The following is a 22,670-nucleotide window of genomic DNA, read 5'->3' on the forward strand; positions in this document are numbered from 1 at the left end:
TTAGCCCTCCGCTCCGGTGATTACAGCAATAACCTGGATGTAGGGCTCTTTTTCGGTGGTCATGGTGTCCTCAATCCATTGGATGTAGCTGTCAAAATTGTGTTCGATTTCGCGCTGACGTTGTTCTTTGCGGCTCTGTTTCACTGAAAGCTGCTGTTTATTATCGGCAAAATCCAGCTCCAGTTGATTCAGCTGACGCCCACGCAGAACGTCTAGCTTCTGTAGATGCTCATTGAGCTGCTGATTGATACGCTCTTCAAAAGCATTTCGATCGTGAACAAACACATCCCGCGCATGGGCGATTGCCGCTTCCAGCAGCTCCTGCTGGCGTTGATGGTTACGATCTTTGCCGCCACTGTTAGTCAGCTTGCTACTCAGTTGCGGATGTCGTTTCAGGAACTCAGCAAAAGGCAGGCTACCGCTTAACGTTTCGCGGTTAAAGCTCACCACCAGCCACGGGTTCACCATCGGGTGCGACTTACGGTTCGGGAACAACCCGGAAAGGATGAAATGATCCTCATCAGGTTCAAACAGGTGCGGCAGGCGCATCACCGGAGCCTGGTGGCGACCAAAGGCAGACTGAATTTTGTCGTCTAACCACTGCACGACCGGGTTAATTTGCCAGAGATACTGCACATCGGGCCAGGCATGTTGCTCACCGCGCGCACGCGAAATGGCTTCCGTAATAACAGTTTTGTCCTGGCTTAGATAAAGCTGCCAGTTTTCCGGCGCAATTTCCGGCGGTAACTGGTTAAAGCGACGGCGTAACTCCTCCGGTGCGACCAGCGATAAGGTGTTATCAGGCAAGGTATCGTATTGCACGGTCTGGCCGCAGGCCTTCAGATAGCCTAGCGCTTTTTCGCAGTATGCCTGCTCATTATCAAACAGACTAATGTCGCTTTCGGTCACGATCGAAGCATCGCTGGACACTGCGCTGCAGATTTCGCCAAACAGGTCGTGTTCAGAATTTTCAGTGACATTGCTATTCAACAGGTCGTCGAACAGGCTGGCGCCATCGTCCTGCATCATGAATTCAGCAACCTGCTCTTCTTCCTCTTCCTGGGTAAATTTGCCGGTAAATTCGGAACTGTCGCCGATATTCTTCTGCGCCTGTTCGTCTTTATTGATCAGCACTTCCAGCACACGCATATCACCGTTGATCTGCGGTTCACTGGCTTCAGTCAGCAAGTAACGGATCTGTGGCTGGTGTTTTTGCCCGTAGCGGTCAATACGTCCGTTACGCTGCTGGAATACCATCAGCGACCACGGAATATCGAAGTGAATCATTTTATGGCTGAGGTGGTGCAGGTTAATACCTTCAGACGCGACATCCGAGCAGATGAGCAGGCGTAGCGGAGACTGGGTTTTGCCAAACGCTTCGACGGTTTCCATCAGAACTGTATCGCCCTGATCGCCTCGCAACGTGGCAATTTGATCGTCTTTCAGCTTGAGATCGGAGCGCAGTTGCTGCTCAAGGAACTCGAGCGTTTTGATACTCTCGGTAAAGATCACCAGACGATCTTCCGTGTTATTCGCTTTCCAGCGGAGATCGTTACGGATGGTCTCCAGCAACAACTGATACTTGCTGAACTGGCTGGCATCAATATTATTGAGCGCCAGCAGCAGTGACTCTAATTCGTTAATCTGGCTCTGACTGTTTATTTCTTTGCGGTTCTCAAGCCGCTTCAGGCGGTTAGCCACCACGCTGACACATGCCATTGGACTGGAGAACAACGCTTTTTCGAGCGTAATTTTGAACAGGCGGCCTTTATTTGACCGCGAGTCTTCATCATCATCGTCACGGAACTGACTCTCAACCAATCGGCGGTAGGCTTCCTCTTCAGCTCCGGTTGCCGGGCGCATCAATTTGACGATATTACGTTCCGGAAACTCACCAGCCATCTGATCTTTTACGTCTTTTTTGAAGCGACGCACAACCAGATTTTTATCGGCAAAATCGGCGTATTCATACTCTTTCGGATTGGCAATGGCCGTCGGGTCGAGCATATTCATCAGGCTGGCAAAACTTTCAGCCTTACCGTCATGCGGCGTAGCTGAAAGCATAATCAACGTATCGCTGCGCCCGGCGAGCAATTTTGCCAGTTTGCTGCGCAAAGAGCTGGTCCCACGTTCAGCGACATTATGCGCTTCATCGATAACAATAATATCCCACCAGGCGTTTTCCAGGTGATGGCGATACTCGATGTCCTGTTTCAGGGTATCGATGGAGATAATGGTCTTATCGAAATAATGGAACGGATTGTGGTTGGTTGGGATGCGGTTACGCACCTTTTGTAGACCAGCGGAGTCAAGCCGCGTCAACGGAATAGCAAAACGGCTCCAGAATTCTTTCTGGAATTGCGTAAGCATGGATTTAACCGCCAGCACCAGAATGCGTTTGCCACGTCCACGGCGAATCAGCTCTGAAACCAGGATACCGGCTTCCAGCGTTTTACCCAGCCCTACCGCATCAGCAATTAATATCCGCTGACGCGGCTGCGCCAGCGCCATGCGAGTGGGATCGAGCTGAAAGGGCATAGAGTCCATTGCCGCCTGATGTCCAAAATGGACTTTGCTGTCAGTCGGTACGCGTTGACGTAGCTGGCTCTCTATGTACAACTGAGCCGCCTGGTAATTGGCTGACTCATCTTCCACCAGATTTGTTTTTGCTGGATCGAGAATCTCGACTTTTTGCTCCAGCTTTGTCAGAAACAGCCCTTCTTTACCGCGTACCAGCTCCGAAATGCCATCACAGGTCAGCAGATTGCCACCATCTCCACTGTCATCTGCTCGGCGAATGCGCCACTCTGCATCACGAATAACCACCCGCATTCCAGGTGCATAATTTTGCTTATTCATCGGTTTTTCTGTCTGTATGAGGCAGTGGTGATAACACTATCCCGAGCGATATGTCGCTGCACACTGCGATAAAAAAGAGGGCCTTAAAGATATCATGAAGGCCCTCAGAAAAGTGACAAAATGGAAGGTAATACGCATAAATTACGCATGATTTCCAAACAAAAATTATTAAAAAGTGAGATGGGTCAACTCCCCACACTGAGTCGGTGGGGGTCTCCGTTTAGCCAGCGATGATATAACACTTCAATTCATTATCTGAGGCGATAATGAATACCCGACATATTGCCAAGCACTCAACCTGATTCGGTATTCGTCCTGGAAAATCAAAAGACATGTCATCTATACAACGCCAGTATCTTAGTCCCATATCGAGCAACACGGAATGTTCACTGCAGTCATTGTCAGTTCACGTCCGTGGTTCACGCGGCAAGTTCTTACTGATGAAGGCCAATCATTGTTCGTGTCTCAAAGCAGTATTTTCATTAAAGATCAACAACCAACTTGACCTGCTCCCCGTTGATTAATACACCGTGATGTTAGTAATGTCTTCATAAGCCACATGAGGACATCCCCATGAAGAAGCGTTTTTCCGACGAACAGATCATATGTATTCTCCGCGAGGCCGAAGCCGGCGTTTCTGCCCGTGAGCTCTGCCGTAAGCACGCCATTTCCGACGCCACCTTTTACACATGGCGTAAGAAGTATGGCGGTATGGAGGTGCCTGAGGTTAAGCGCCTGAAGTCGCTTGAGGAAGAGAACGCCAGACTCAAGAAGCTGCTTGCTGAAGCCATGCTGGATAAGGAGGCGCTTCAGGTGGCTCTTGGGCGAAAGTACTGACGACAGACCAGAAGCGGGAAGCCGTGGAAGTCATGTGCGAGGCTAAGGGTCTGTCGCAACGTCGTGCCTGCGGGCTGGCAGGTCTGTCCCTGTCAACCTGCCGATATTCGGCTCAGCGTCCGGCTGCTGACGCGCAGCTGTCTCTACGCATCACAGAGCTGGCACTTGAACGCCGCCGTTTTGGTTACCGGCGTATCTGGCAGCTTCTGCGACGTGAAGGTCTTTGCGTTAACCACAAGCGGGTTTACCGCATCTATCAACTTAATGGCCTGAGTGTAAAACGCAGACGACGTCGTAAAGGGCTGGCAACAGAACGTCTGCCGCTGCTCCGCCCGATGGCGCCCAATCTGACCTGGTCAATGGATTTCGTCATGGACGCACTGGCCACAGGTCGCAGGATCAAGTGCCTGACCTGCGTGGATGATTTCACAAAGGAATGCCTGACGGTCACTGTTGCCTTCGGGATTTCAGGCGTGCAGGTCACGCGTATTCTGGACAGCATTGCGCTGTTTCGCGGCTATCCGGCTACGATAAGAACCGATCAGGGCCCGGAGTTTACCTGCCGCGCACTCGATCAGTGGGCTTTTGAGCATGGTGTGGAGCTGCGACTTATCCAGCCCGGCAAGCCAACGCAGAACGGATTTATTGAGAGTTTTAACGGACGCTTTCGTGATGAATGCCTGAATGAGCACTGGTTCAGCGATATTGTTCACGCCAGGAAGATCATTAATGACTGGCGACTGGATTATAACGAGTGTCGACCACATTCATCACTGAATTACCTGACGCCGGCTGAATTTGCAGCGGGCTGGCGAAACGGGAAATATGAAGAAAAACCAACCGACATTACTAACTGAAGGTTGTATCTAACTCTGGGGGCAGGTCAAACTTCCTTAGCAAGTCTGGTCGATTTTCTTTAATTAAACAGAGATGACAAGCCCCTCACTCAACATTGCCTCGATTGATCTTCGCATAGTCAAACGGCGTTATTCCCTTCTCCCGGTTCGCATCCAGGAAATCCGCCCACCACTGCAACATCAGCTTGCGCTCATCCAGATGTTCCGCTTTATGGATATACGCCGCCCTCACCGAATTGCGTTCCATATGGCTCATCTGCCTTTCCACCGCATCCTTCGACCATAGCCCTGACTCAATTAACGAACTACAGGCCATTGTGCGGAAGCCGTGCCCGCAAACCTCAACTTTAGTGTCATAACCCATCACGCGTAGGGCACTGTTTACGGTATTTTCACTCATTGGCTTACGCGGATCATGATCGCCAATAAAAATCAGCTCATGTTCGCCACAGAACTGTTTTATCTGCTTTAGGATCGCCAGCGCCTGCTTTGAAAGCGGCACCAGATGCGGTGTACGCATCTTTGAGCCTCGCTGAGAATGTTTTACATCAGGAATAGGCTCTCGCTCAGGCGGGATGGTCCACGTTGACGTTTCAAAATCGATTTCTGACCAGCGAGCAAAACGCAGCTCACTGGATCGAATAAAGATAAGCAGGGTGAGTTCTGTTGCCCAGCGGGTTAGCGGCCTGCCGGTGTAGCTGTCTATTTTCTGTAGTAACTCAGGAATGCGCTTTAATTCCAGCGCCGGACGATGTTGTCGATTACCGGAAGCAACCGCCCCAGCCATCTCTTGTGCCGGGTTATAATCAATTAACCCACTTTGCACTGCATAACGCATGATGGCCGTAGTGCGCTGTTGAAGACGGGCAGCAACCTCAAGACGTCCAGACATCTCTACGGCTTTAATGGGTGCTAATAAATCGCGAGTTTTTAACTCAGCGATGTTACGCTCACCAAGCGCTGCGAAGAGATTATCTTCCAGACTTTTTAGCACACGATGGGCATGATCTTCAGACCACTTTTTATTGGTGCCATGCCACTCGATCGCTACCTCTTTGAAGGTTCGAGCTTTACTCTGCTCAACCTTATCATTTTTCTTTTTGTCTCCCGGATCGACGCCATTCGCTAGCAGCTTACGCGCTTCGTCACGACGTGCTCTGGCATCCGCCAGTGTGATTTCAGGGTAAACCCCAAGTGCCAGCATCTTTTGCTTGCCGTCAAAACGGTACTGCAAACGCCAGTACTTAGAACCATTAGGGTGGACGAGAAGATGCATACCACTGCCATCAGTCAGCTTGTATTGCTTATCCGTTGGCTTGGCTGTTCTGACTTTGATATCTGTTAGAGCCATGCTTTATCCCCTCCCTGTTGGTACAAGCATTATCGAACCGGAAATACCATCATCTGTACCAACATCTGTTGGTAGATGTACGTTGATGTCGGTTGACCTTGAGAGAGTTAATATAGCGGGAATGGTAGATAAATACTGGATTTTAGGCATAAAAAAAGACCTCAGTTGAGGTCCATTTACATACTTATGGTGCGAAGGCCGGACTCAAATATAGACATAAGTCATTGTTAAATAAATATTTTTCAATATAAAAACAGATTTATGCCCCCATTTGTGCCCCCACTTTTTTTCTTACCATCGGTAAAAAAGACGAGTTTTTAGCCATTTGTAATCAAAGCACAATTTTAATATCCCCGGTTAGGTTCCGTGCAACGGATCCAAACCAAAAGTCCTCAACACCCAAAATTACTTTTTCTTTAGAAAAGCGTGCACACTGTTCACTGCGACATAATTAACTTTAATATCAATAAAATAGAAGTTAACAATATGGTGTAGAGTGAACAGTAAACTCTACATTCATTGAAAAGAAAAAACCCGGCGTATGCCGGGTCAGTTATACGTTAATTGGTTGCTGGGCCATCGCACTTAGGTAGCCAGTCAGCATTGCTTTCCTCTCTGAGTGCCAGATTGGTCTGCATTCCCTGATTGGTCCGCCGCTTCTCGTACTGCAGCCCATACTCTTTCAGCATTAACGGCAGCCCCTTGCCAAACATGGTCAGACTGAGCGTATTTTTATAGCCGTTGGCTTCCATGTAGACCAGATAGGCATGGTAAAGGTATGTACGAGGCTGACGTGGGACAATGTTAGCGTTCCCCATAAACATTCCCGTGGTGTCAGGTAAGACTTCAAGGTATCCGCAAAAATCAAACGCTGAATCAGCATCACGCTTGATGGTGAGCGCTTCATCGGAGTTCTGCTGCGACTGAAGTAATGTCCTGGCACTCATTGGGTCGCTGAAACGTTGCATAAGCTGGCGAACAATCACCGCCAGCTCGCTGGCAATTTTCTCTTTGAGCTGGGTATCGCGTTCCTCCGGGGCTATCTGGTCGGGGAAATGCAGGATCACCCTTCGGCGTGAAACTCCACCACTACGATCAGTGAAACGCATCGGGTTATTGTTCACAGCCAGAATAACTGCAGGAATGTGGGTTGAATAGGCGTTCTGGTATTTGGGATCAACGGATACCGCATCGCCGCCAGTGATGGCTTTTAGGCCGGCCCCGTCACCGCTCCACTTTTCCTGGTCGGGAAGTCGAATCAGTGAAAAACCAATTAATGCGGCTCGTTCTCGTGGTGACTCAAGCATTTCAATGGTTGCAGAGGTAGCATTATCCTCACCTGCCAGCATTGTTGCTATTTCAGCCAGAATACTCTTTCCGCTTCCGCCAGGGCCAGTGACCTCCAGAAACAGCTGCCAGTCATAACGGTTAGCCAGCACCATAAACAGTGCCGCCAGGATAATGTCCCGCTTTTCTGGTTTGAAACCTGCGGCGCGATCCAGCCAGCGCCAGAATGCCGGGGCATGAGTTTCCAGTGCCTCGCCGTCTACAGGCTGCGTGTAATCCACCTCGCACAGCGTACGTAACCAGTGCTTCTTATCGTGCAGGCTGAACAATCCTGTCCGGGTATCGAGCACACCGTTGCGAAACCCGATCAGCTGCCGCGCTGGATTCTGCTGTTGCGGAACAATCAGTTTGAGGGTTTCCACGATAGAGGCAATTTTCCCGGATGAAAAAGGTGCGCCAAGGCGCTGAAACAGCGCAGCCACATCACGGGCAAAATCGGCGTAAGAGATAACTTTCCAGGCCCCCGCCTCATAGCGTGAAAGGAGCTGCCCATTCGGGTCTACTGCCAGTGCATTTTTATAGTGATCCACTACCCTCTGCGCTTTTTCACTGACGCTCAGCGCGCTAAATTCAGCTTCGCTCATTGTGTCGAACGGGCTGGCAACGGCTGGTTTTATGGCCTCATAAATTGCCTGCCGGGTGGCTTCTTCGCCATTCTGCGTGAATGCATCATTCCAGTCACCAAACACAGGTGGGAGCGCCATTGTGCAATTGCAGGCCTTGGCAGCAGCTACGCCCCTTGTTTGCCCCGCACCGTTGAGATCGCGGTCAGCAGCAATAATTATCTGGTGCGTTGGGTACTGACTGCAGGCAACGCTCGCCAGGGAAAGGAAATTGACGGATGAAAAGGCCACCATGACAGCATCGCCAGTCAGATGGTTGAGAGTAAGTGCAGTGGCATATCCTTCCGCTATCCAGAGCCGTTTAGCTGATTTGGCAGTACCTTCAACAAGGTAAAAGGCATTCTTAACCTGACCGCCTTTAAGGAAGCATTTGCCGCCATCAGCCTTGATTAACTGCAAATTTACCAGATCCCCATCTGCATACAGTGGAACGATAAGATCTCCCATACGGAATGTCACACCACCGACTTTATGCACGGCGGTTAATTCCCGGCAAGGCAGTGCAGAAAACCCTTTGCCCGTCAGATAGGCATTGCCAGTGGTCTGACGAGATTTCTCAAACAAACGGGCAGCCAGCGCTGCTGCAGTTTGTTTCCCGGTCTTATTATCAAGAGAACCGGATTCAAGCCTTTCCTGAGATACGGGTGGCAGATTTCCGGTAATGCCGTTTATTCTGTCTGCCGCTTCACTAACGCCTACATCCAGTACTTTACTCACAAGCGCCAAACCATCACCTGCCCCGCACTTGTTACAGAACCACGTTCCCCGTCCTTCCTGGTCATCAAATCGAAAGCGGTCTTTCCCGGCGCATACCGGACAAGGCTGATGACGATTTTTCAATACGTTTACGCCCAGTGCGGGTAAGATACTTGACCAGTGACCTCGAGCTGCTTTCTCAGCCTGGCTAACTTTCATTCCTGACATTGTGCGGCCCTCCTTAATGCAGCGCTGGTTTATTGAGGTGACGGGAGCAAAGTTCATCCATTACCGTCACTCCGAGCAGTGAGAGAACCGGACAGGCCTTAAGCGGCCCCGACTCCATTAGATCCGAAAGCAACGCGCAGGCAATTTCCAGTCCCCTTTGCTGCCCATGCTGGCGCAGATAGAACCCTTCCAGCTCGCGGGCGATGGCATCTTCAAGTTCAGCGAGTGTCAGGCCGGAATAACGTTCCCGCTGACTGCTGAGAGTCAGCCAGGCACAAGCTACGGCACGTCGATACAGAGCGGCGCGAAGTGCCAGATGAGATTCACAGGATTGCATCAGGCCACCTCCGCATTCATCAGGTCGTCATGGCAGCGCTGCACCACACCATCCAACTGCTCTGTCATCAGATAGATGAGGGAAACCAGTTGTTCACATTGGGCCCCCGCTGGCTGTTCATAACAGTCCTGCAGGGCTGCCATGCCAGTGACATATTCACCCACATTGCGTAAATGTTTCAGCCTTACAATATCGTCGTAGGAGATCTCAAACTGGTTCATAGTGTCACCTCTTTGGCAGGCAGGCGTGCAGAAAGGGAGAGCACATAATCACGAACCAACGAAAGGCGTGCGGAACGCTCATCGCAGGCCACAGTGCGGAGCATACAAATGCGAGGTTGAGTGTCTGCACGGCGGATTGCGGCAAACACAAAGACATATTTCGGGTGTGACGAGGTGAGGATTGTAGCCATGATGGCAGCCTCCATTGAGTGGCGGTTATTGCTACCACCGGAAACGCCAATTTCACTGGTGGCAGCCCGAACGGGGTTGGCGTAACCGGCCTCAATGGATACCGGCCAGCCCGAAGGCTGCCCCGCCCGGACTGCCATTATCACGATAGAACCACGGTGTACACATAAACACCACAGCCCGGAAAATGGGTGTGCCTGAGCTACGACGAAAAAAAAGACGCCTGGCGCGTCTGGTGTCGCCATTGAGTTTCGCGGAACGCCAATTCCGGCTGCCGATTTTGCGACAGCGGAAAGACTATACATAGAAATGGCGACAGTAAGCAAGCCTGAGAAAAGGTATTTAATGTGTTCAGGTATCATCATGCATCACATCCCCGCCCACGGGCGCTGATACGGTCCGCCATCCATGCGCTGACCTCAGACTGTGCCCAGGCGACATTTTTTCCGCCAAGCGGGATCTGCTTCGGAAACGCATCGCGGCTGATCAGATCGTAAATGGTCGAGCGAGACAACCCGCATAAGTGCATCACCTCAGGCAGGCGTAAAAAACGCTCATGCTGGTTCGGAATAGGAAATAATGGCGCAGCCGGAGCTGGCGCAGAAACAGAAATATTATACATTTGTCTACCCTCTTAATTTCAACAAAAGTCCGGATAAATTCATACGGATTCAGGTAGTTCCTTATTATGTGTATATAGCTTGCTTGCGCACGCATTATTTATTTAGCGTCACGTATTGATTTTATGGAACTTAAAATCCGATCAAACCTTATAAAATGACATAATAAACACTATGCCTGCGGGCTATAAATACAGGAGCATTAATAGGAACTACCATTCATCTAATGGTTTACTAACCCCATGAGTCATTGCACGTAATGCTGCTGCCTCCGGAGTTCATACAGCAATGCTGCATAAATACTATACGGGGCCTTGCATTGCAGGTCCCTACATACGGACATATTCACGAAACGCATCCAATGTATAAAATTTTGGCCTGCATAAAAAACTTGATGTTAAATAACTCCACCTTAAATCTTAAAATATATCAAAAATGAATCCATACAGAACCGGACAGCTCTAGTTTTATAAAAATCAGTATGAAATGCAACACCATGGCAAGAGGCAAAAATGTTATTTTCCAGCCAAAAGATGCAGTCTGTTTATGTGCCTGTTGAATACTACTGAATAAGGGTGAATAGTGGTGGGGAGCAAAAAATGAATACCCATGAGGAATAAAACAGCCATCCATTATGAAAAAATAATATAAATAATTTTATTCCATGTGAACAGTTATGAACAGTCGATGAATACTGCTTTGCCACCCCTTCACTTTTTAACTTACTGTATTATCTATTATTTTATCTAAGTGAATAGTAGTGAATAGTTAAAGTAAGTCTGAAACAAACTCAGCTAAGCGAGACCTTTCTTGGCTAGCCAAAAAGAAGTCTTTGTCTAGTCGCTCGCACAATGGCGTTCAATGGCAGCTTTGTATGCATGACAGCACAATTGACAACACGACAAACCACCAGGTGCTGACATGACTACCGGAACCATTAATCAGGAAGCTCTTAACGATTACCGCGCGGCGATAAAAAGCTGGCTGACACTACGTAATGTGCAAAGTACCAGCCAGCTTCGTTTGGCGGCTCTTCTGGATACTGAAGAAAAACCGGCAGCATATGCCAGCCAGCTTGAAAATCTTCGTGAGCGCCTTGCACTCCTCGAATGGCAAATTAACTGTGCCGCCCGGGATGGTCTTTATGCTCACCAGATTGTGCTGGAAAGCTGTGTTACAAGCGCAACTGAAAACTTCATGAGCGAGCATGGTGATGCACTCACTGACGCTCTGGCTCCTTTTCTTTGCGCACCATACGGGCTTGAGGCGGCAATGAAAATATTACGCACCGCTGTAGTCCGACAAACCGAAATCCGTACTCCTGTAATTTCAGCAGCATATAAGAGCGTTATCGACGAAACCGGATTAACGGTGGATGCATCAATGCGAGCTGATGCTTCAGCCACTTTCACTCCGGCAAAACATAAAGTTTTCCTGGCCCGCCTCAACAGGCTTAATGAAAAAGGAGGGTATTGATATGGCCCTGAAGTGTCCTGAATGTGGCACGGTCGCACACGCCAGAACCAGCGCCTATGAAGCTCCATCGGTTAAACGCTCGTGGTATCAGTGCCAGAATCTTGAATGCTCCTGCACATTTACTGCCCTGGAAAGTGTGGACACGATAATTATGAAGCCCCATAAACCAGCGGCGCCTGAGCCTGAATCACAGAGCGATTCTCTTGTACGTCAGCCGCATACACTGGGCCGCTACGGTTCAGCCTGTACCCTTAAAGACCGTCATGCACAATAAAATGAGGAGGAACAACGATATGACAGAACAACAATTGACGGAAAACCAGATTCAGGCCGCAACCGGACATGTAGTAACACTTCTCGCGAGGGCAAAAAAACCGCTTCAGGATGCGGATTGGCTCATGAGATTGCCTGCAAATGAAATAGCCCGCGAGACGGAAAAACTGACAAAAAGCCTTTCCTCGGAATGGCAGTCCCGAATTATCGACCTTTACAAAAAAATGCAGACCTGGGTGGAGGCCAGACAGGCCGAAGAAGCAGCCATTGAGAACCTTCGGGCTCTGCGCCAGCATCAGACCGAAACTGAGCAGGTCAGCAAAGACAATCGGGCGCAGTTCAGGGAATTGCTTAACCAGAGCGGCGGCATCGTAACGCCGGAGATGAAAGCTCTCCGGGCTGAGTATCTGGAACAACAGGAAACAGCCACAGAACTGGCCGGGCTGATTACTGAAAAAGAAGAGCAGCTGCCGGTACTGGCTGCAGCGACCGCGCGTAAGGCAAACGTCTATATAAACTGCCATCATGGCATCACTGAGGAGCGTATCGATGAGCTTTTACGAGATTTTTTTATTTTCCACGGTGCCGAATTGAGCAGCCTGCTCAGGATGAAGTACAGACAGTTTGAGCGGAATAGCTCAGCGCATATACCGGGCATTATTGAAGGGACAAATGATGCAGATACGTTGTATCGTGAATTTATCCTGAATCTAATGCTGAAGTGGACGAATGAAATATTGCCGTTGAGATTCCGGGACGACGTGATGAGTCTGATCGGTTCAGCACCGGTATCAGGATCACATGACGACAGAAAAAAAAGAAAGCTGTTCTGACCTGAACAGAAAAGCTCACTTAAGCCCGGCCAGTGCCGGGTTTTTTGATGTCTGTAGCTTGAGTGCATGCCTATACTGCATGAAATCGCATGACTATATGCACTTGCATTTTTACTTCTCAGGCCAGATAAGGCGCGGTTAAGAGCCTATCATGCAACTGCATGAAAACCACTCCATAAAGCGGGCAGGCGTGGCGGGGCTACGAGTGCGCGCTGTGGGATTAAATGGTGTTGATCATTCAAATCCCGAGGAGCCGACAGGGTCAAGATAGGGGTAAATCTCACCGCTTTGGGGCGCTGTCGAAACGCAAGTTACTAGGGTGAAGAGCAGCTGGCCAGAGCAGAATTACGCGGCAGAAAGCATTTCAGGCCTGTTGCTGCTTAGTGAGTTAATAATGGTGACAAAATCACCACTAAACAGAGCGGGATTTATCTCCGTCGCCACGCTGACCGTGCAGCAGCCCGTCAAACAACCTATATAAATCCAGTTATTTCCCTCAATTAAGCCATGCATCCAAAGGGGGCATGGTTTTACATGCGTTTTCCCGTCCCTGCACTACAGCGCCAGTCTTGGGGCAGCCTGAGAACACCATTACACCTGTATTAAAAGTGCCCCCTGCGTGCTGGCGTGCTGGCGTGCTGGCGTGCTGGCGTGCTGGCGTGCTGGCGTGCTGGCGTGCTGGCGTGCTGGCGTGCTGGCGTGCTGGCGTGCTGGCGTGCTGGCGTGCTGGCGTGCTGGCGTGCTGGCGTAAGTATTGCGCAAAACTATATTGATAAAGTCATCTTACAGTGCAAAAATATCCCTCAACCAACTATCACTTAATAATAGCGTCAATTTCATCAATCATTTTTGAATATGACTCTATTTTCTCATCAGGAATGCAATCATATCTGAGGTTAAACTTTATGAACGATATTAAATAAGCACGATAGCCGCAAAGCTTATTACGAACCTGGGTTTTATAAAATTTTTGTTTAAACGCTCTAGTTATCGGGAAAGCAAAATTATCAGGCTTTATTTTCTCCCTAAAAATCCCCTCCATGATTTTAGTGTAATCTACTGGCTTTTTATTAAATTCATGGATGATTTTTTTTAACTTTATTATCTTCTTGTTTGAAATAAAAACACCACTTATATCGTTAACATTCTTCCTATTTGTCAATGAAGAGGATTGGATAACATATCCATTTAGAGATATCCTATGCTTCGCCTTAACAATTTTTTTCTCATTTACCTTTAATTTATGTGATGAAAGAATCACTTTAATTTCATGCTCAAAAGAATCCGAATGAATGTACTTGTCAGCGCGAGAGGATGAAAATAGCATATCATCGGCATATCTAGTATATGTTATATTATACAGCGCACATGTTCTTTGGATAATTATGTCAATTTTACGAAGAAAAATATTTGATACGAACGGAGACGCAGGAAAGCCAACAGGTAAAATTCTTTTTCCTTTATCATCATCATTCCCAAAGGAACTGCCGACATGAAACAATATCAAATTGAGGAATGATGAAATTAATTTTTGCTTATTTTTGGGGTCAATACACTCGTCTTTAAAATATGATGAAAAGCAATCCCTCAACAACTTTTCGTCAATTGAATGGAAGAAGTTTTTTATATCAAAACGAAGGAAGTGATAGTTATTCGAGTGAGGCTCAAGAAAATTCAAATAGCAGGCGCCCTTCCTAAAACCTACTGCACTATCATTTAAATCAATTCTTCGTAACAACACTTCAATTAAATTTCGCTGAGCAAGCAATGCAGGGGATTTATTTTTTAAAGCATATATGTATCTTTTTTTTATCTTTTTTTCGAGCACGCTAGAATATGGAATCGATGGAATGACATCATCCTCCAAAAGATCCTTTGGTGCAATTTGAGTTTTGAACAAATTTTTATCGATAATATGCATTATAGTAGCAACCTAATAATGTATAAAATGTGCTTCGTCCCGATACCAAGAACAACTTTTCACGGGCAGTGAAACTAAAAGCTCATCCAAGATAATCATAACATCGTAGGAGGAACTGGTCTTTATTAGGGCTAGTCAAGTCTGACGAATCAGATCTTGAACCATTTTCATGGCCCCTTACCCTCTATCGAGACGAAGCTTATCTATCATACTATAAAACTCTGGGAAAATTAAAGAAAATTTACTATCAAACGATGTAGATGTTTTTGCTGCTTCCAATTCAAGATGGGCTATAGCGAAATCAAGAAATGAAGTGACCCATCCACCAGTTTTCCCCGTATAAAAACACTTCTTCTGAATTTCTCTTTCGACAATATTTAATAAACGCCGCCCAAGTTTAAAGTCTTTGTTTTTTAGATGTTTATAGACTAAACCAGTTGTTGCCTTTCCATTAAAAATCAACCGTAAATAAGTAGCAAGAGTTCTGTAATTGAAATATGTTAGCCCCTCTAAGTTTTTAAGTATGTTATCGACATCTATACCATTGGAATGATGAAGCCAAAGTAAAAACAATGGAAGCGAATTCTCATTTATTAAGCACTCTTCAAAAGTGCTACTTAACACTATAATATTCTTATTTGATAAATAACTATCTATATTATCAACAAGTTTATTCACATATGCTTTACTGATATTATCAAAGTCTAACGTTTTATTATTAAAAGATAGAACCTTTCCTTCTGAAGATTTAATATCATTCAAGATTGAAACTTGAACCCTGTATTCAGAACTATATCCCTTCATATAGTATTCTATTTCAGAGTCTAATTTCTCAGGTTTTAAACTGAATAACCCCCCATTTCCCTGAAGCATTACTTTACACTGCCGCTTAGTAACCTCGTATTGTAACGTTTTGTCTCTATCAAATAGGTAAAAATACGGAATTGATAATTTTGATCTGTTCGGATTTAAATTTTCAAGATATACATTTGATCCTGCCTGATAAAGTTCCACATTATTCATGTGAGGATATTTTTTAGAAAGTGAAAAGTTTGAGAACGCTTCCAGTTCAGTATCGCCTTCAACAAATAAGATAATATCACTAAAAAATAATCTTGCTTCATTATCATTAAAGATATTTAAAAAACGCCTATCTTCATATGTAGACTTCATTACACCAACGCGAGTATGATTTTCTTCAATCCTAAAATGAAGTATCTGATGATTATCTTTAAAATATTTGATAATATGCTTGGCTATATTTGCTGAATGGGTTGCGATAAAAATTTTTGGCAACGGAGTTGCATATTTACCCTTTTCAAAGGATTCTTTTGTTTTTTTGAAAGATTCATAAGATTGATAAAGCTCATAGATTAGTTTTTCATTCGCCTTAGGATGAAGCCCAATTTCAGGCTCATCAATATAAACTATTGGTGAAATGTATTCTCTCCGAGTTAAAGAAACTAAAAGCTTTAAGAAAAGTGATAAATATTCTAAAGAATTTGTTCCATCCGATTGAGTAGTAAGGTCTTTACCGCCAACATTAAACGTTTGACCATTTAACCCAATTTTTACATAGTTTAATACCCTCTCTCTATAACTATAGGATGATACCTTTGTTATATCCTGAATTTTAGAGGTGAAATCCTTATATGCATTACTATTAGGAGAGATTTTTTCATTCAAGAAATCAATAATTTCTTCTTTTTTAACCCCATCTACTTTGAACGACTTCAATCTGCTAATTAGATCCCATAACTTATCCCAATCATACAAATTTATATGCCTAGTTTCTATTTCAAAAAATGGAAATAAATAGCCAATCAAATCTATTTCAGAATTATTTTTGGTTGACCAAGAAAATGCATTATTACTATGGATTGTCAATTTAAGCGTAAAAGTTGTGTCATTGATTCTGTTAGTGAAAAAATCTTTCTCAACCCCCATTGGTGAACCTTTAAAAAAGGTGTTGTATATATGTTTAAAAAAATCTGTTTTTCCTTTTCTTTTTGAAGTTACTATATTTTTAATTCTTGTTAAATCATACTGTATTGAAATACTTCCATGACTACTATAATTTGAGTGTAACTCAGGAGGTATGCATTTAATATTATCGATTTTTTTGTAAAAAAAGGACAATAGTTTTAATAAATTGCTTTTACCTACATTATTTTTCCCAATTACACAATTTAAATCTTTAATATTATTTATTATTAACGTATCATAAGATAATAAATTTTCAATCCTGATTGATTTAATGCTCATCTACTCTCCTTCGCATGCACTGAGAAAATAATTAATTTTTAGCGAAATCATAAGGTGTTATATAGTTATGTGTATTCTCTTCCAGATAGTCCGCCCACCATTGTACCATCAGGCGACGCTCGTCTAAATGCTCGGAAGTATGAATATATGCAGCACGCACGTTATTACGTTCCGAATGACTTAATTGTCGCTCTATTGCATCCTCACTCCATAATCCTGATTCACCTAGCGCACCACGCGCCATCGTCCTGAATCCATGCCCGCAGACCTCGGTTTTCGTGTCGTATCCCATCGCACGTAATGCGCTGTTTACTGTGTTTTCGCTCATAACTTTAGTTGCGTCATGATCACCCGGAAAAAGCAGCTCTTTATCACCACTAATCTGCTTTAACTGATCCAACAAAATCACCGCCTGCCGACTAAGCGGAACAATATGCTCCTCTTTCATCTTCATGCCACGGTACGAGTAACGCACGCCTTTAATTTCTTCTCGTTTTGCTGGTACGCGCCAGAGAGATTTATCAAAGTCGAACTCATTCCAACGCGCGAAGCGTAACTCACTGGAGCGCACGAAAGTTAGTAAGGAAAGCTCGACTGCGATCCGTGTCATTACACGGCCACGATATGCAGCAAGACGAGCAAGAAACTCAGGGAACCGGCTGGAGGGTAAAGCGGGATAATGTCGCGCCTTAGTTGTCGATAACGCCCCGGCCATGTCACTGGCTGGATTAGAGTCGATGTAATCGTTCTGTACTGCATAACGCATAATAGCCGTGACGCGCTGTTGCAAGCGCTGAGCTACGTCATGCTTACCACTGGCATCAACTTTTTTAATCGGGGCTAACAGGTGACTGGTTTTGAGCTGGCGAATGTCGGACGAACCGATATGAGGGAAGATATAAAGCTCAAGATAGCGAAGAACGCGCGATCGATGGTCTTCACTCCAGCGCTTGTTACTTTCATGCCATTCGCGGGCAATGATTTCGAAAGTATATGCCCCCGAATTCTCTGCCTGAGCTTCTTTCTGTTCAGCTTTAGGGTCAATGCCCTGCACTAGCATTTTTTTAGCTTCATCACGCTTTGCTCGTGCCTGAGCAAGCGTTACCGTAGGCCAAACACCAAAAGCGAGGCGATCCTCTTTTTTGTCAGAGGGGCGTCGGTATTTCATGCGCCAATATTTAGAGCCCTTGGCCGAAACCTCGAGATACAAACCGCCGCCATCGGCCATTTTGTAGGTTTTGTCTTTTGGCTTTGCGGTCTCGACCTGTCTGGCGTTGAGCTTCATTTGGGGGCACATTTCTAATCGAAGTTAAGATGCCCCCAATTATGCCCCCAATGACATCCGGATTTCAACGGACAACCTCGTACAACTCAGGACGTAAAATCGCTGCAAGCACTGATTTTTAAGGGATAATTGGACTTTGTCGGATGTTCTTGGAAGTACTAATGGTGCCGAAGGCCGGACTCGAACCGGCACGTATTTCTACGGTTGATTTTGAATCAACTGCGTCTACCGATTTCGCCACTTCGGCACTGAAGGGGATGCGGAAACGTTGTGGATTATACCTGTCGCGCGCCGCCATGCAAGCGACGACGCGCGAAACCCGCGCTAAGTGCCCAAAAAACCAGCGCCCTTCGTCACTCCAGCTCAGACACCGCCAGCCGAATCACCCCTGCTGCCTTCTGCTCCGGCAGCGCCAGCACCTTCGCCCACATCTCCTGCACCATATCGCAGGAGAGCTTCTCTTTGCCCGCCGCCTTCTCCGGCATCTGCAGCAGCTGGATGTCCTCGCCGTACTTATCGGCAAGCGCCTTCATAATCGGCCGCACATCCTCGACAGCCGCCTCGCGTTCGGCCGGGGTCACGGTGTGGCGGTTTTTGCCGTAGGCCGCGCGCATCATGTCGGCGTCGGCCTGCATGCGCCGCGCCATCAGGTCTTTATCCAGCATGCGCATCGGGTTCACGCCGCCCTTCACCGCCGGGTAGAGGAAGCGGAAGCAGGCGTCGTCGCTCACCTTCTGGATGGCGGCGGTCTGCTCCATGTTGATGGTCATGTAGTTCACCACGTTGGCGTCCGGGGCGTTTTGCAGGCGCGACATCTGCAGATGCAGGATCTGCGGCTGGATGGTGTCGATAATCTGCTGCTCCGGCTCGCCCGCTTTTTGCAGGGCGGCCATCTGGTCGAGGATGCGCTGATGCAGCACAGGCTCCTGCTCCTTGATCACCTGCCAGGCGGGCATCGCGTTGAGGGCTGTATCAATTTGCGCTTCCGGAGCGCGCTGCCTGTCGAAGAACACCCAGAACGCCACGGCGGCGGCCGCGACGAGGACAATCACAATACGGGTCCACGTTTTATTCATCTCGCATCCTTATCCTTGCGTTATGCCGGTTTACACCGGCACGCCGCTGTGGAAGCGAAACTCGTTGTCCGGTGTCGAGATAAGTGTGGCTTCAATTTCGCCAAAATGCTGTATGCGCGGTGAGATATCGTCGTCGCTCACCTGCTGGGCCAGCGTCAGGTAGTCCTGATAGTGGCGCGCTTCCGAGCGCAGCAGCGAGAGATAAAACTTCTGCAGCTCGTCCTCGAGGAACGGGGCCAGCGCGGCGAAGCGTTCGCAGGAGCGGGCTTCGATGTAAGCGCCGCAGATGAGTTTGTCGATCAGCGTCAGAGGTTCGTGGGTGCGCACTTCTTTAAGCATCCCTTTGGCGTAGCGGCTGGCGGTGATTTTGACGTACGGAATGTTGCGGGCCAGCATCGCCTCGCGCACCTGCCAGAAGTGGTGCAGCTCCTCTTTAATCAGCAGCACCATGCTGTCGATGAGCGCCTGTCCCCACGGGTCGTCGGTTTTGGGCATCACGCTTTTGCCAATCTGCTTGTGCAGGGCGATGAAGTCCGGCTCCGGGCCGTCGCGGAAGGTGAACTGTTCGTAGGGTTTGAGCCAGTCGAGCAGCGCGTCGGCACCGCTTTCGTCGGCGACGTATTTACGCACGAGTAATAGCGCGGTCTGGGCGGCCTTGAGCTCGCACACCATATGGTCGGTGAGCAGCAGCGGCAGGTTTGCCGGGTCGCGGGCTTTATCAATCCATGCTTGCGGGGTCGGGCACTGAAGGAAGTTGAGTACGGGGGCGAGTATCTGCGGGTAATCCATGGTTCTGCCTTGAAAAAGCGGTGGCGTGCGCCACCGCCTGAAACGCTTAGTGACGCACGCCGTCGTCGTCTTCGTCGACGTAATCTTCGTCGTCGCCTTCTTCGCCGTCTTCACCGTTCGGATCTTCGAAGTAGGTTCCCCAGCCGTCGTACTCCACCTCAAACTTCTCGGCCAGGTTCATCAGCTGTTCTACCTGCGCGTCGATAAGCTCCGCCTTCAGCGCGCCTTCGCTCAGGATGTCGCAGCAGATGACGGTGTCGCCCTCTTCCACTTCCAGCTCTTCCGGCTCGGTCACTTCGTAACCCAGCTTGAAGGCTTCCACCGCCATTTTTTCCAGCGCGTCGAAATCATCCGCAGAGAAATGGTGCTCGATGGTGTACAGCGCGTCCGGATCGCTACCGTCTTCCAGCAGCTCTTCAATAATCAGACGCGTCTCTTCGCGTTGCTCTTCCAGGTGTTCCGGGTTTGCCATGGCTCAATCCTCTTTAAAGTGCGGCAGATACTTCTATTTTCACACACGGACGGGTTTGCCTCCACCTTTGTAAGAAAGAATTGTGAAACGGGGTTGCAAATGAATAATTACACATATAAAGTGAATTTTAATTCAATAAGTGGCGTTCGCCAGGCGAGGATAAAATGTCCGATTTGTACAAGAAACACTTTCTGAAATTGCTCGACTTTACCCCTGCACAGTTCACTTCTCTGATGACTCTTGCCGCACAGCTCAAAGCCGATAAAAAAAAGGGCAAGGAAGTACAAAAGCTTACCGGTAAAAACATCGCGCTCATCTTCGAAAAAGACTCGACCCGTACACGATGCTCTTTCGAAGTTGCCGCATTTGACCAGGGCGCACGCGTCACTTATTTAGGGCCGAGCGGCAGCCAGATTGGGCATAAAGAGTCAATTAAGGACACCGCACGGGTGCTCGGGCGGATGTACGATGGCATTCAGTATCGCGGCCACGGCCAGGACGTGGTCGAAACGCTGGCACAATATGCGGGCGTGCCGGTGTGGAACGGCCTGACCAACGAGTTCCACCCGACGCAGTTGCTGGCGGACCTGCTGACCATGCAGGAGCACCTTCCGGGCAAAGCGTTTAACGAGATGACGCTGGTCTACGCGGGCGACGCGCGCAACAACATGGGCAACTCGATGCTGGAAGCGGCGGCGCTGACCGGGCTGGATCTGCGTCTGGTGGCCCCGAAAGCCTGCTGGCCGGAAGAGAGCCTGGTAGCGGAGTGCAGCGCGCTGGCGGAGAAGCACGGCGGCAAAATCACCCTGACGGAAGACGTGGCGGCCGGCGTGAAGGGCGCGGACTTTATTTATACCGACGTGTGGGTGTCGATGGGCGAAGCCAAAGAGAAGTGGGCGGAGCGGATTGCGCTGCTGCGCGGGTATCAGGTGAACGCGCAGATGATGGCGCTGACCGGCAACCCGAACGTCAAGTTCCTGCACTGTCTGCCGGCGTTCCATGACGACCAGACCACGCTCGGCAAGCAGATGGCGAAGGAGTTCGATCTGCACGGCGGGATGGAGGTGACGGACGAGGTGTTTGAGTCGGCGGCGAGCATCGTGTTCGACCAGGCGGAAAACCGGATGCATACGATTAAGGCGGTGATGGTGGCGACGCTTGGGGAGTGATCCTCTCTCCCACATTTTTATTCGGTGCGCTCTTCTTGCCGGGTGACGCTGCGCTTACCCGGCCTACAAAACCCGTAGGCCCGTGCAAGCGAAGCGCCGCCGGGCAAATCAGGCCTGCTCAATTGATTTTTCACCCCAAAAAAGGTACGTTTTCGCCTTAATTCCAGCGTGGACATGCCAGCATTATGCCGATTATTCAGTCTGTTGAACGTGCGTTGCAGATCCTCGACCTGTTCAACGAGCAGGCCACCGAGCTTAAGATCACCGACATCAGCAAACTGATGGGGCTGAGCAAAAGTACCCTCCATTCGCTGCTGAAAACCCTGCAGCTTCACGGCTATATCGATCAGAACCCGGAGAACGGTAAATATCGCCTCGGCATGAAGCTGGTCGAGCGCGGCCATTTCGTCGTGGGCTCAATGGATATTCGTCAGAAGGCAAAAGGCTGGCTGACGGATCTTTCCCGGCGGACCGGGCAGACCACCCATCTGGGGATCCTGGACGGGCGTGAAGGGGTCTATATCGAGAAGATTGAAGGCAAGCTGGCCGCCATCGCCTATTCGCGCATTGGCCGTCGCCTGCCGGTTCATGCCACCGCCATCGGCAAGGTGTTGATTGCCTGGCTGGGCGAGGCCGAACTGAATGCCCTGCTGGAGGGCTATCAGTACACTACCTTTACCCCTTCCACTCTTGCCACCCGCGAAGCGTTGGTGGATGCGCTGAAAAAAACCCGCGAACAAGGCTACGCCCTGGACAGCGAAGAGAACGAGCAGGGCGTGCGCTGCGTGGCGGTGCCGGTGTGGAACCACGAGTCACGCGTGATTGCCGCCCTGAGCCTGTCGACGCTGACCTCGCGCGTGGACGACGCCGAGCTGGCTAATTTCCGCGAGCAGCTTCAGCAGGCCGGGCTCCAGCTCTCACGCGCGCTGGGCTACCCAGCCTGAGC

The 22,670-nt window shown here is 48.6% G+C and carries 21 protein-coding genes and 1 tRNA gene; 8 read left to right on the forward strand and 14 right to left on the reverse strand.

What is annotated here, in order from left to right:
* Complete coding sequence (locus O1723_RS18955) at positions 1-2,859, reverse strand: DEAD/DEAH box helicase (RefSeq protein WP_248191215.1); 2,859 nt, start codon at positions 2,857-2,859, stop codon at positions 1-3.
* 573 nt (positions 2,860-3,432) lie between these two features.
* Here O1723_RS18955 and O1723_RS18960 point away from each other — a divergent pair.
* Positions 3,433-4,553 (forward strand): IS3-like element ISKpn34 family transposase gene (locus O1723_RS18960; RefSeq protein WP_100245182.1). Its coding sequence is split into 2 segments (ribosomal slippage): positions 3,433-3,691 and positions 3,691-4,553, totalling 1,122 coding nucleotides; the frame shifts between segments, so codons are not numbered across the junction.
* Positions 4,554-4,638: 85 nt separating this feature from the next.
* Here O1723_RS18960 and O1723_RS18965 read toward each other — a convergent pair.
* The 6 genes from O1723_RS18965 to O1723_RS18990 all read right to left on the reverse strand — a co-directional run bounded on the left by O1723_RS18965 (position 4,639) and on the right by O1723_RS18990 (position 10,167).
* Positions 4,639-5,904 (reverse strand): tyrosine-type recombinase/integrase, encoded by a 1,266-nt coding sequence (locus tag O1723_RS18965; RefSeq protein ID WP_220153533.1) that lies wholly within the window; start codon positions 5,902-5,904, stop codon positions 4,639-4,641.
* A 560-nt stretch (positions 5,905-6,464) separates the two neighbouring features.
* Positions 6,465-8,798, reverse strand: coding sequence for a primase-helicase zinc-binding domain-containing protein (locus O1723_RS18970; RefSeq protein ID WP_059385959.1), 2,334 nt, complete (start codon positions 8,796-8,798; stop codon positions 6,465-6,467).
* Between the two features lie 13 nt (positions 8,799-8,811).
* A complete protein-coding gene (locus tag O1723_RS18975; RefSeq protein ID WP_059385958.1) occupies positions 8,812-9,135 on the reverse strand; it encodes a DUF5375 family protein in 324 nt (107 codons plus the stop codon).
* Positions 9,135-9,356, reverse strand: coding sequence for a hypothetical protein (locus O1723_RS18980; protein WP_059385957.1), 222 nt, complete (start codon positions 9,354-9,356; stop codon positions 9,135-9,137). The genes O1723_RS18975 and O1723_RS18980 overlap by 1 nt, the downstream gene beginning before the upstream one ends.
* A complete protein-coding gene (locus O1723_RS18985) occupies positions 9,353-9,910 on the reverse strand; it encodes a host cell division inhibitor Icd-like protein (RefSeq protein ID WP_059385956.1) in 558 nt (185 codons plus the stop codon). Before O1723_RS18985 ends, O1723_RS18980 begins: the two co-directional genes overlap by 4 nt.
* Positions 9,907-10,167, reverse strand: coding sequence for a helix-turn-helix transcriptional regulator (locus O1723_RS18990; RefSeq protein WP_479983847.1), 261 nt, complete (start codon positions 10,165-10,167; stop codon positions 9,907-9,909). The genes O1723_RS18985 and O1723_RS18990 overlap by 4 nt, the downstream gene beginning before the upstream one ends.
* A 919-nt stretch (positions 10,168-11,086) precedes the next feature.
* On the opposite strand from O1723_RS18990, the gene O1723_RS18995 reads away from it, so the two are divergent.
* From O1723_RS18995 to O1723_RS19010, 4 genes are all read left to right on the forward strand, one after another.
* A complete protein-coding gene (locus O1723_RS18995) occupies positions 11,087-11,641 on the forward strand; it encodes a phage polarity suppression protein (RefSeq protein ID WP_059385954.1) in 555 nt (184 codons plus the stop codon).
* Position 11,642: 1 nt separating this feature from the next.
* Positions 11,643-11,915, forward strand: a complete 273-nt coding sequence (locus O1723_RS19000; protein WP_059385953.1) for an ogr/Delta-like zinc finger family protein — start codon at positions 11,643-11,645, stop codon at positions 11,913-11,915.
* A 19-nt stretch (positions 11,916-11,934) separates the two neighbouring features.
* Complete coding sequence (locus tag O1723_RS19005) at positions 11,935-12,747, forward strand: hypothetical protein (RefSeq protein WP_059385952.1); 813 nt, start codon at positions 11,935-11,937, stop codon at positions 12,745-12,747.
* A 619-nt stretch (positions 12,748-13,366) separates the two neighbouring features.
* Positions 13,367-13,498 carry a hypothetical protein gene (locus O1723_RS19010; RefSeq protein WP_479983848.1) on the forward strand — a complete coding sequence of 44 codons (132 nt, stop codon included), beginning with the start codon at positions 13,367-13,369 and terminating at the stop codon, positions 13,496-13,498.
* Positions 13,499-13,561: 63 nt separating this feature from the next.
* Here O1723_RS19010 and O1723_RS19015 read toward each other — a convergent pair whose 3' ends face one another.
* From O1723_RS19015 to rraB, 7 genes are all read right to left on the reverse strand, one after another.
* Entirely contained in the window at positions 13,562-14,668 is a 1,107-nt protein-coding gene (locus O1723_RS19015; RefSeq protein WP_059385951.1) for a reverse transcriptase family protein, read from the reverse strand.
* Positions 14,669-14,845: 177 nt separating this feature from the next.
* On the reverse strand, positions 14,846-16,933 hold the full coding sequence (locus O1723_RS19020) for a retron Eco8 family effector endonuclease (protein ID WP_479983849.1): 2,088 nt from the start codon (positions 16,931-16,933) through the stop codon (positions 14,846-14,848).
* A 31-nt stretch (positions 16,934-16,964) separates the two neighbouring features.
* Positions 16,965-18,218: a tyrosine-type recombinase/integrase gene (locus O1723_RS19025; protein WP_059385692.1), complete on the reverse strand. Its 1,254-nt coding sequence runs from the start codon at positions 18,216-18,218 to the stop codon at positions 16,965-16,967.
* Positions 18,219-18,380: 162 nt separating this feature from the next.
* Positions 18,381-18,465: transfer RNA gene (locus O1723_RS19030), tRNA-Leu, on the reverse strand.
* A 106-nt stretch (positions 18,466-18,571) separates the two neighbouring features.
* Positions 18,572-19,294: a hypothetical protein gene (locus O1723_RS19035; protein ID WP_014882322.1), complete on the reverse strand. Its 723-nt coding sequence runs from the start codon at positions 19,292-19,294 to the stop codon at positions 18,572-18,574.
* 30 nt (positions 19,295-19,324) lie between these two features.
* The gene (miaE, locus tag O1723_RS19040) at positions 19,325-20,083 is read right to left on the reverse strand and encodes a tRNA isopentenyl-2-thiomethyl-A-37 hydroxylase MiaE (RefSeq protein WP_014882321.1); all 759 of its coding nucleotides are present in this window, start codon (positions 20,081-20,083) and stop codon (positions 19,325-19,327) included.
* A 46-nt stretch (positions 20,084-20,129) separates the two neighbouring features.
* Positions 20,130-20,555, reverse strand: coding sequence for a ribonuclease E inhibitor RraB (gene rraB, locus O1723_RS19045; protein ID WP_014882320.1), 426 nt, complete (start codon positions 20,553-20,555; stop codon positions 20,130-20,132).
* A gap of 99 nt (positions 20,556-20,654) precedes the next feature.
* Here rraB and argL point away from each other — a divergent pair, with 99 nt between their 5' ends.
* The 3 genes from argL (at position 20,655) to xynR (ending at position 22,668) form a co-directional block, all read left to right on the forward strand.
* On the forward strand, positions 20,655-20,750 hold the full coding sequence (argL, locus tag O1723_RS19050) for a putative translational regulatory protein ArgL (protein WP_213014371.1): 96 nt from the start codon (positions 20,655-20,657) through the stop codon (positions 20,748-20,750).
* Positions 20,720-21,724, forward strand: a complete 1,005-nt coding sequence (argF, locus tag O1723_RS19055) for an ornithine carbamoyltransferase (protein WP_014882319.1) — start codon at positions 20,720-20,722, stop codon at positions 21,722-21,724. Before argL ends, argF begins: the two co-directional genes overlap by 31 nt.
* Positions 21,725-21,909: 185 nt before the next feature.
* A complete protein-coding gene (gene xynR / locus O1723_RS19060; RefSeq protein WP_014882318.1) occupies positions 21,910-22,668 on the forward strand; it encodes a DNA-binding transcriptional repressor XynR in 759 nt (252 codons plus the stop codon).
* Positions 22,669-22,670 lie beyond the last annotated feature (2 nt).

The sequence above is a fragment of the Enterobacter cloacae complex sp. HYC080_NIDB genome (assembly GCF_056673325.1).

What these genes read in the sequence shown, in the direction of transcription:
- O1723_RS18955 (WP_248191215.1), bottom strand. Translation starts at nt 2,859, where the DNA reads ATGAATAAGCAAAATTATGCACCTGGAATGCGGGTGGTTATTCGTGAT.
- O1723_RS18965 (WP_220153533.1), bottom strand. Translation starts at nt 5,904, where the DNA reads ATGGCTCTAACAGATATCAAAGTCAGAACAGCCAAGCCAACGGATAAG.
- O1723_RS18970 (WP_059385959.1), bottom strand. Translation starts at nt 8,798, where the DNA reads ATGTCAGGAATGAAAGTTAGCCAGGCTGAGAAAGCAGCTCGAGGTCAC.
- O1723_RS18975 (WP_059385958.1), bottom strand. Translation starts at nt 9,135, where the DNA reads ATGCAATCCTGTGAATCTCATCTGGCACTTCGCGCCGCTCTGTATCGA.
- O1723_RS18980 (WP_059385957.1), bottom strand. Translation starts at nt 9,356, where the DNA reads ATGAACCAGTTTGAGATCTCCTACGACGATATTGTAAGGCTGAAACAT.
- O1723_RS18985 (WP_059385956.1), bottom strand. Translation starts at nt 9,910, where the DNA reads ATGATGATACCTGAACACATTAAATACCTTTTCTCAGGCTTGCTTACT.
- O1723_RS18990 (WP_479983847.1), bottom strand. Translation starts at nt 10,167, where the DNA reads ATGTATAATATTTCTGTTTCTGCGCCAGCTCCGGCTGCGCCATTATTT.
- O1723_RS18995 (WP_059385954.1), top strand. Translation starts at nt 11,087, where the DNA reads ATGACTACCGGAACCATTAATCAGGAAGCTCTTAACGATTACCGCGCG.
- O1723_RS19000 (WP_059385953.1), top strand. Translation starts at nt 11,643, where the DNA reads ATGGCCCTGAAGTGTCCTGAATGTGGCACGGTCGCACACGCCAGAACC.
- O1723_RS19005 (WP_059385952.1), top strand. Translation starts at nt 11,935, where the DNA reads ATGACAGAACAACAATTGACGGAAAACCAGATTCAGGCCGCAACCGGA.
- O1723_RS19015 (WP_059385951.1), bottom strand. Translation starts at nt 14,668, where the DNA reads ATGCATATTATCGATAAAAATTTGTTCAAAACTCAAATTGCACCAAAG.
- O1723_RS19020 (WP_479983849.1), bottom strand. Translation starts at nt 16,933, where the DNA reads ATGAGCATTAAATCAATCAGGATTGAAAATTTATTATCTTATGATACG.
- O1723_RS19025 (WP_059385692.1), bottom strand. Translation starts at nt 18,218, where the DNA reads ATGAAGCTCAACGCCAGACAGGTCGAGACCGCAAAGCCAAAAGACAAA.
- O1723_RS19035 (WP_014882322.1), bottom strand. Translation starts at nt 19,294, where the DNA reads ATGAATAAAACGTGGACCCGTATTGTGATTGTCCTCGTCGCGGCCGCC.
- miaE (WP_014882321.1), bottom strand. Translation starts at nt 20,083, where the DNA reads ATGGATTACCCGCAGATACTCGCCCCCGTACTCAACTTCCTTCAGTGC.
- rraB (WP_014882320.1), bottom strand. Translation starts at nt 20,555, where the DNA reads ATGGCAAACCCGGAACACCTGGAAGAGCAACGCGAAGAGACGCGTCTG.
- argL (WP_213014371.1), top strand. Translation starts at nt 20,655, where the DNA reads ATGAATAATTACACATATAAAGTGAATTTTAATTCAATAAGTGGCGTT.
- argF (WP_014882319.1), top strand. Translation starts at nt 20,720, where the DNA reads ATGTCCGATTTGTACAAGAAACACTTTCTGAAATTGCTCGACTTTACC.
- xynR (WP_014882318.1), top strand. Translation starts at nt 21,910, where the DNA reads ATGCCGATTATTCAGTCTGTTGAACGTGCGTTGCAGATCCTCGACCTG.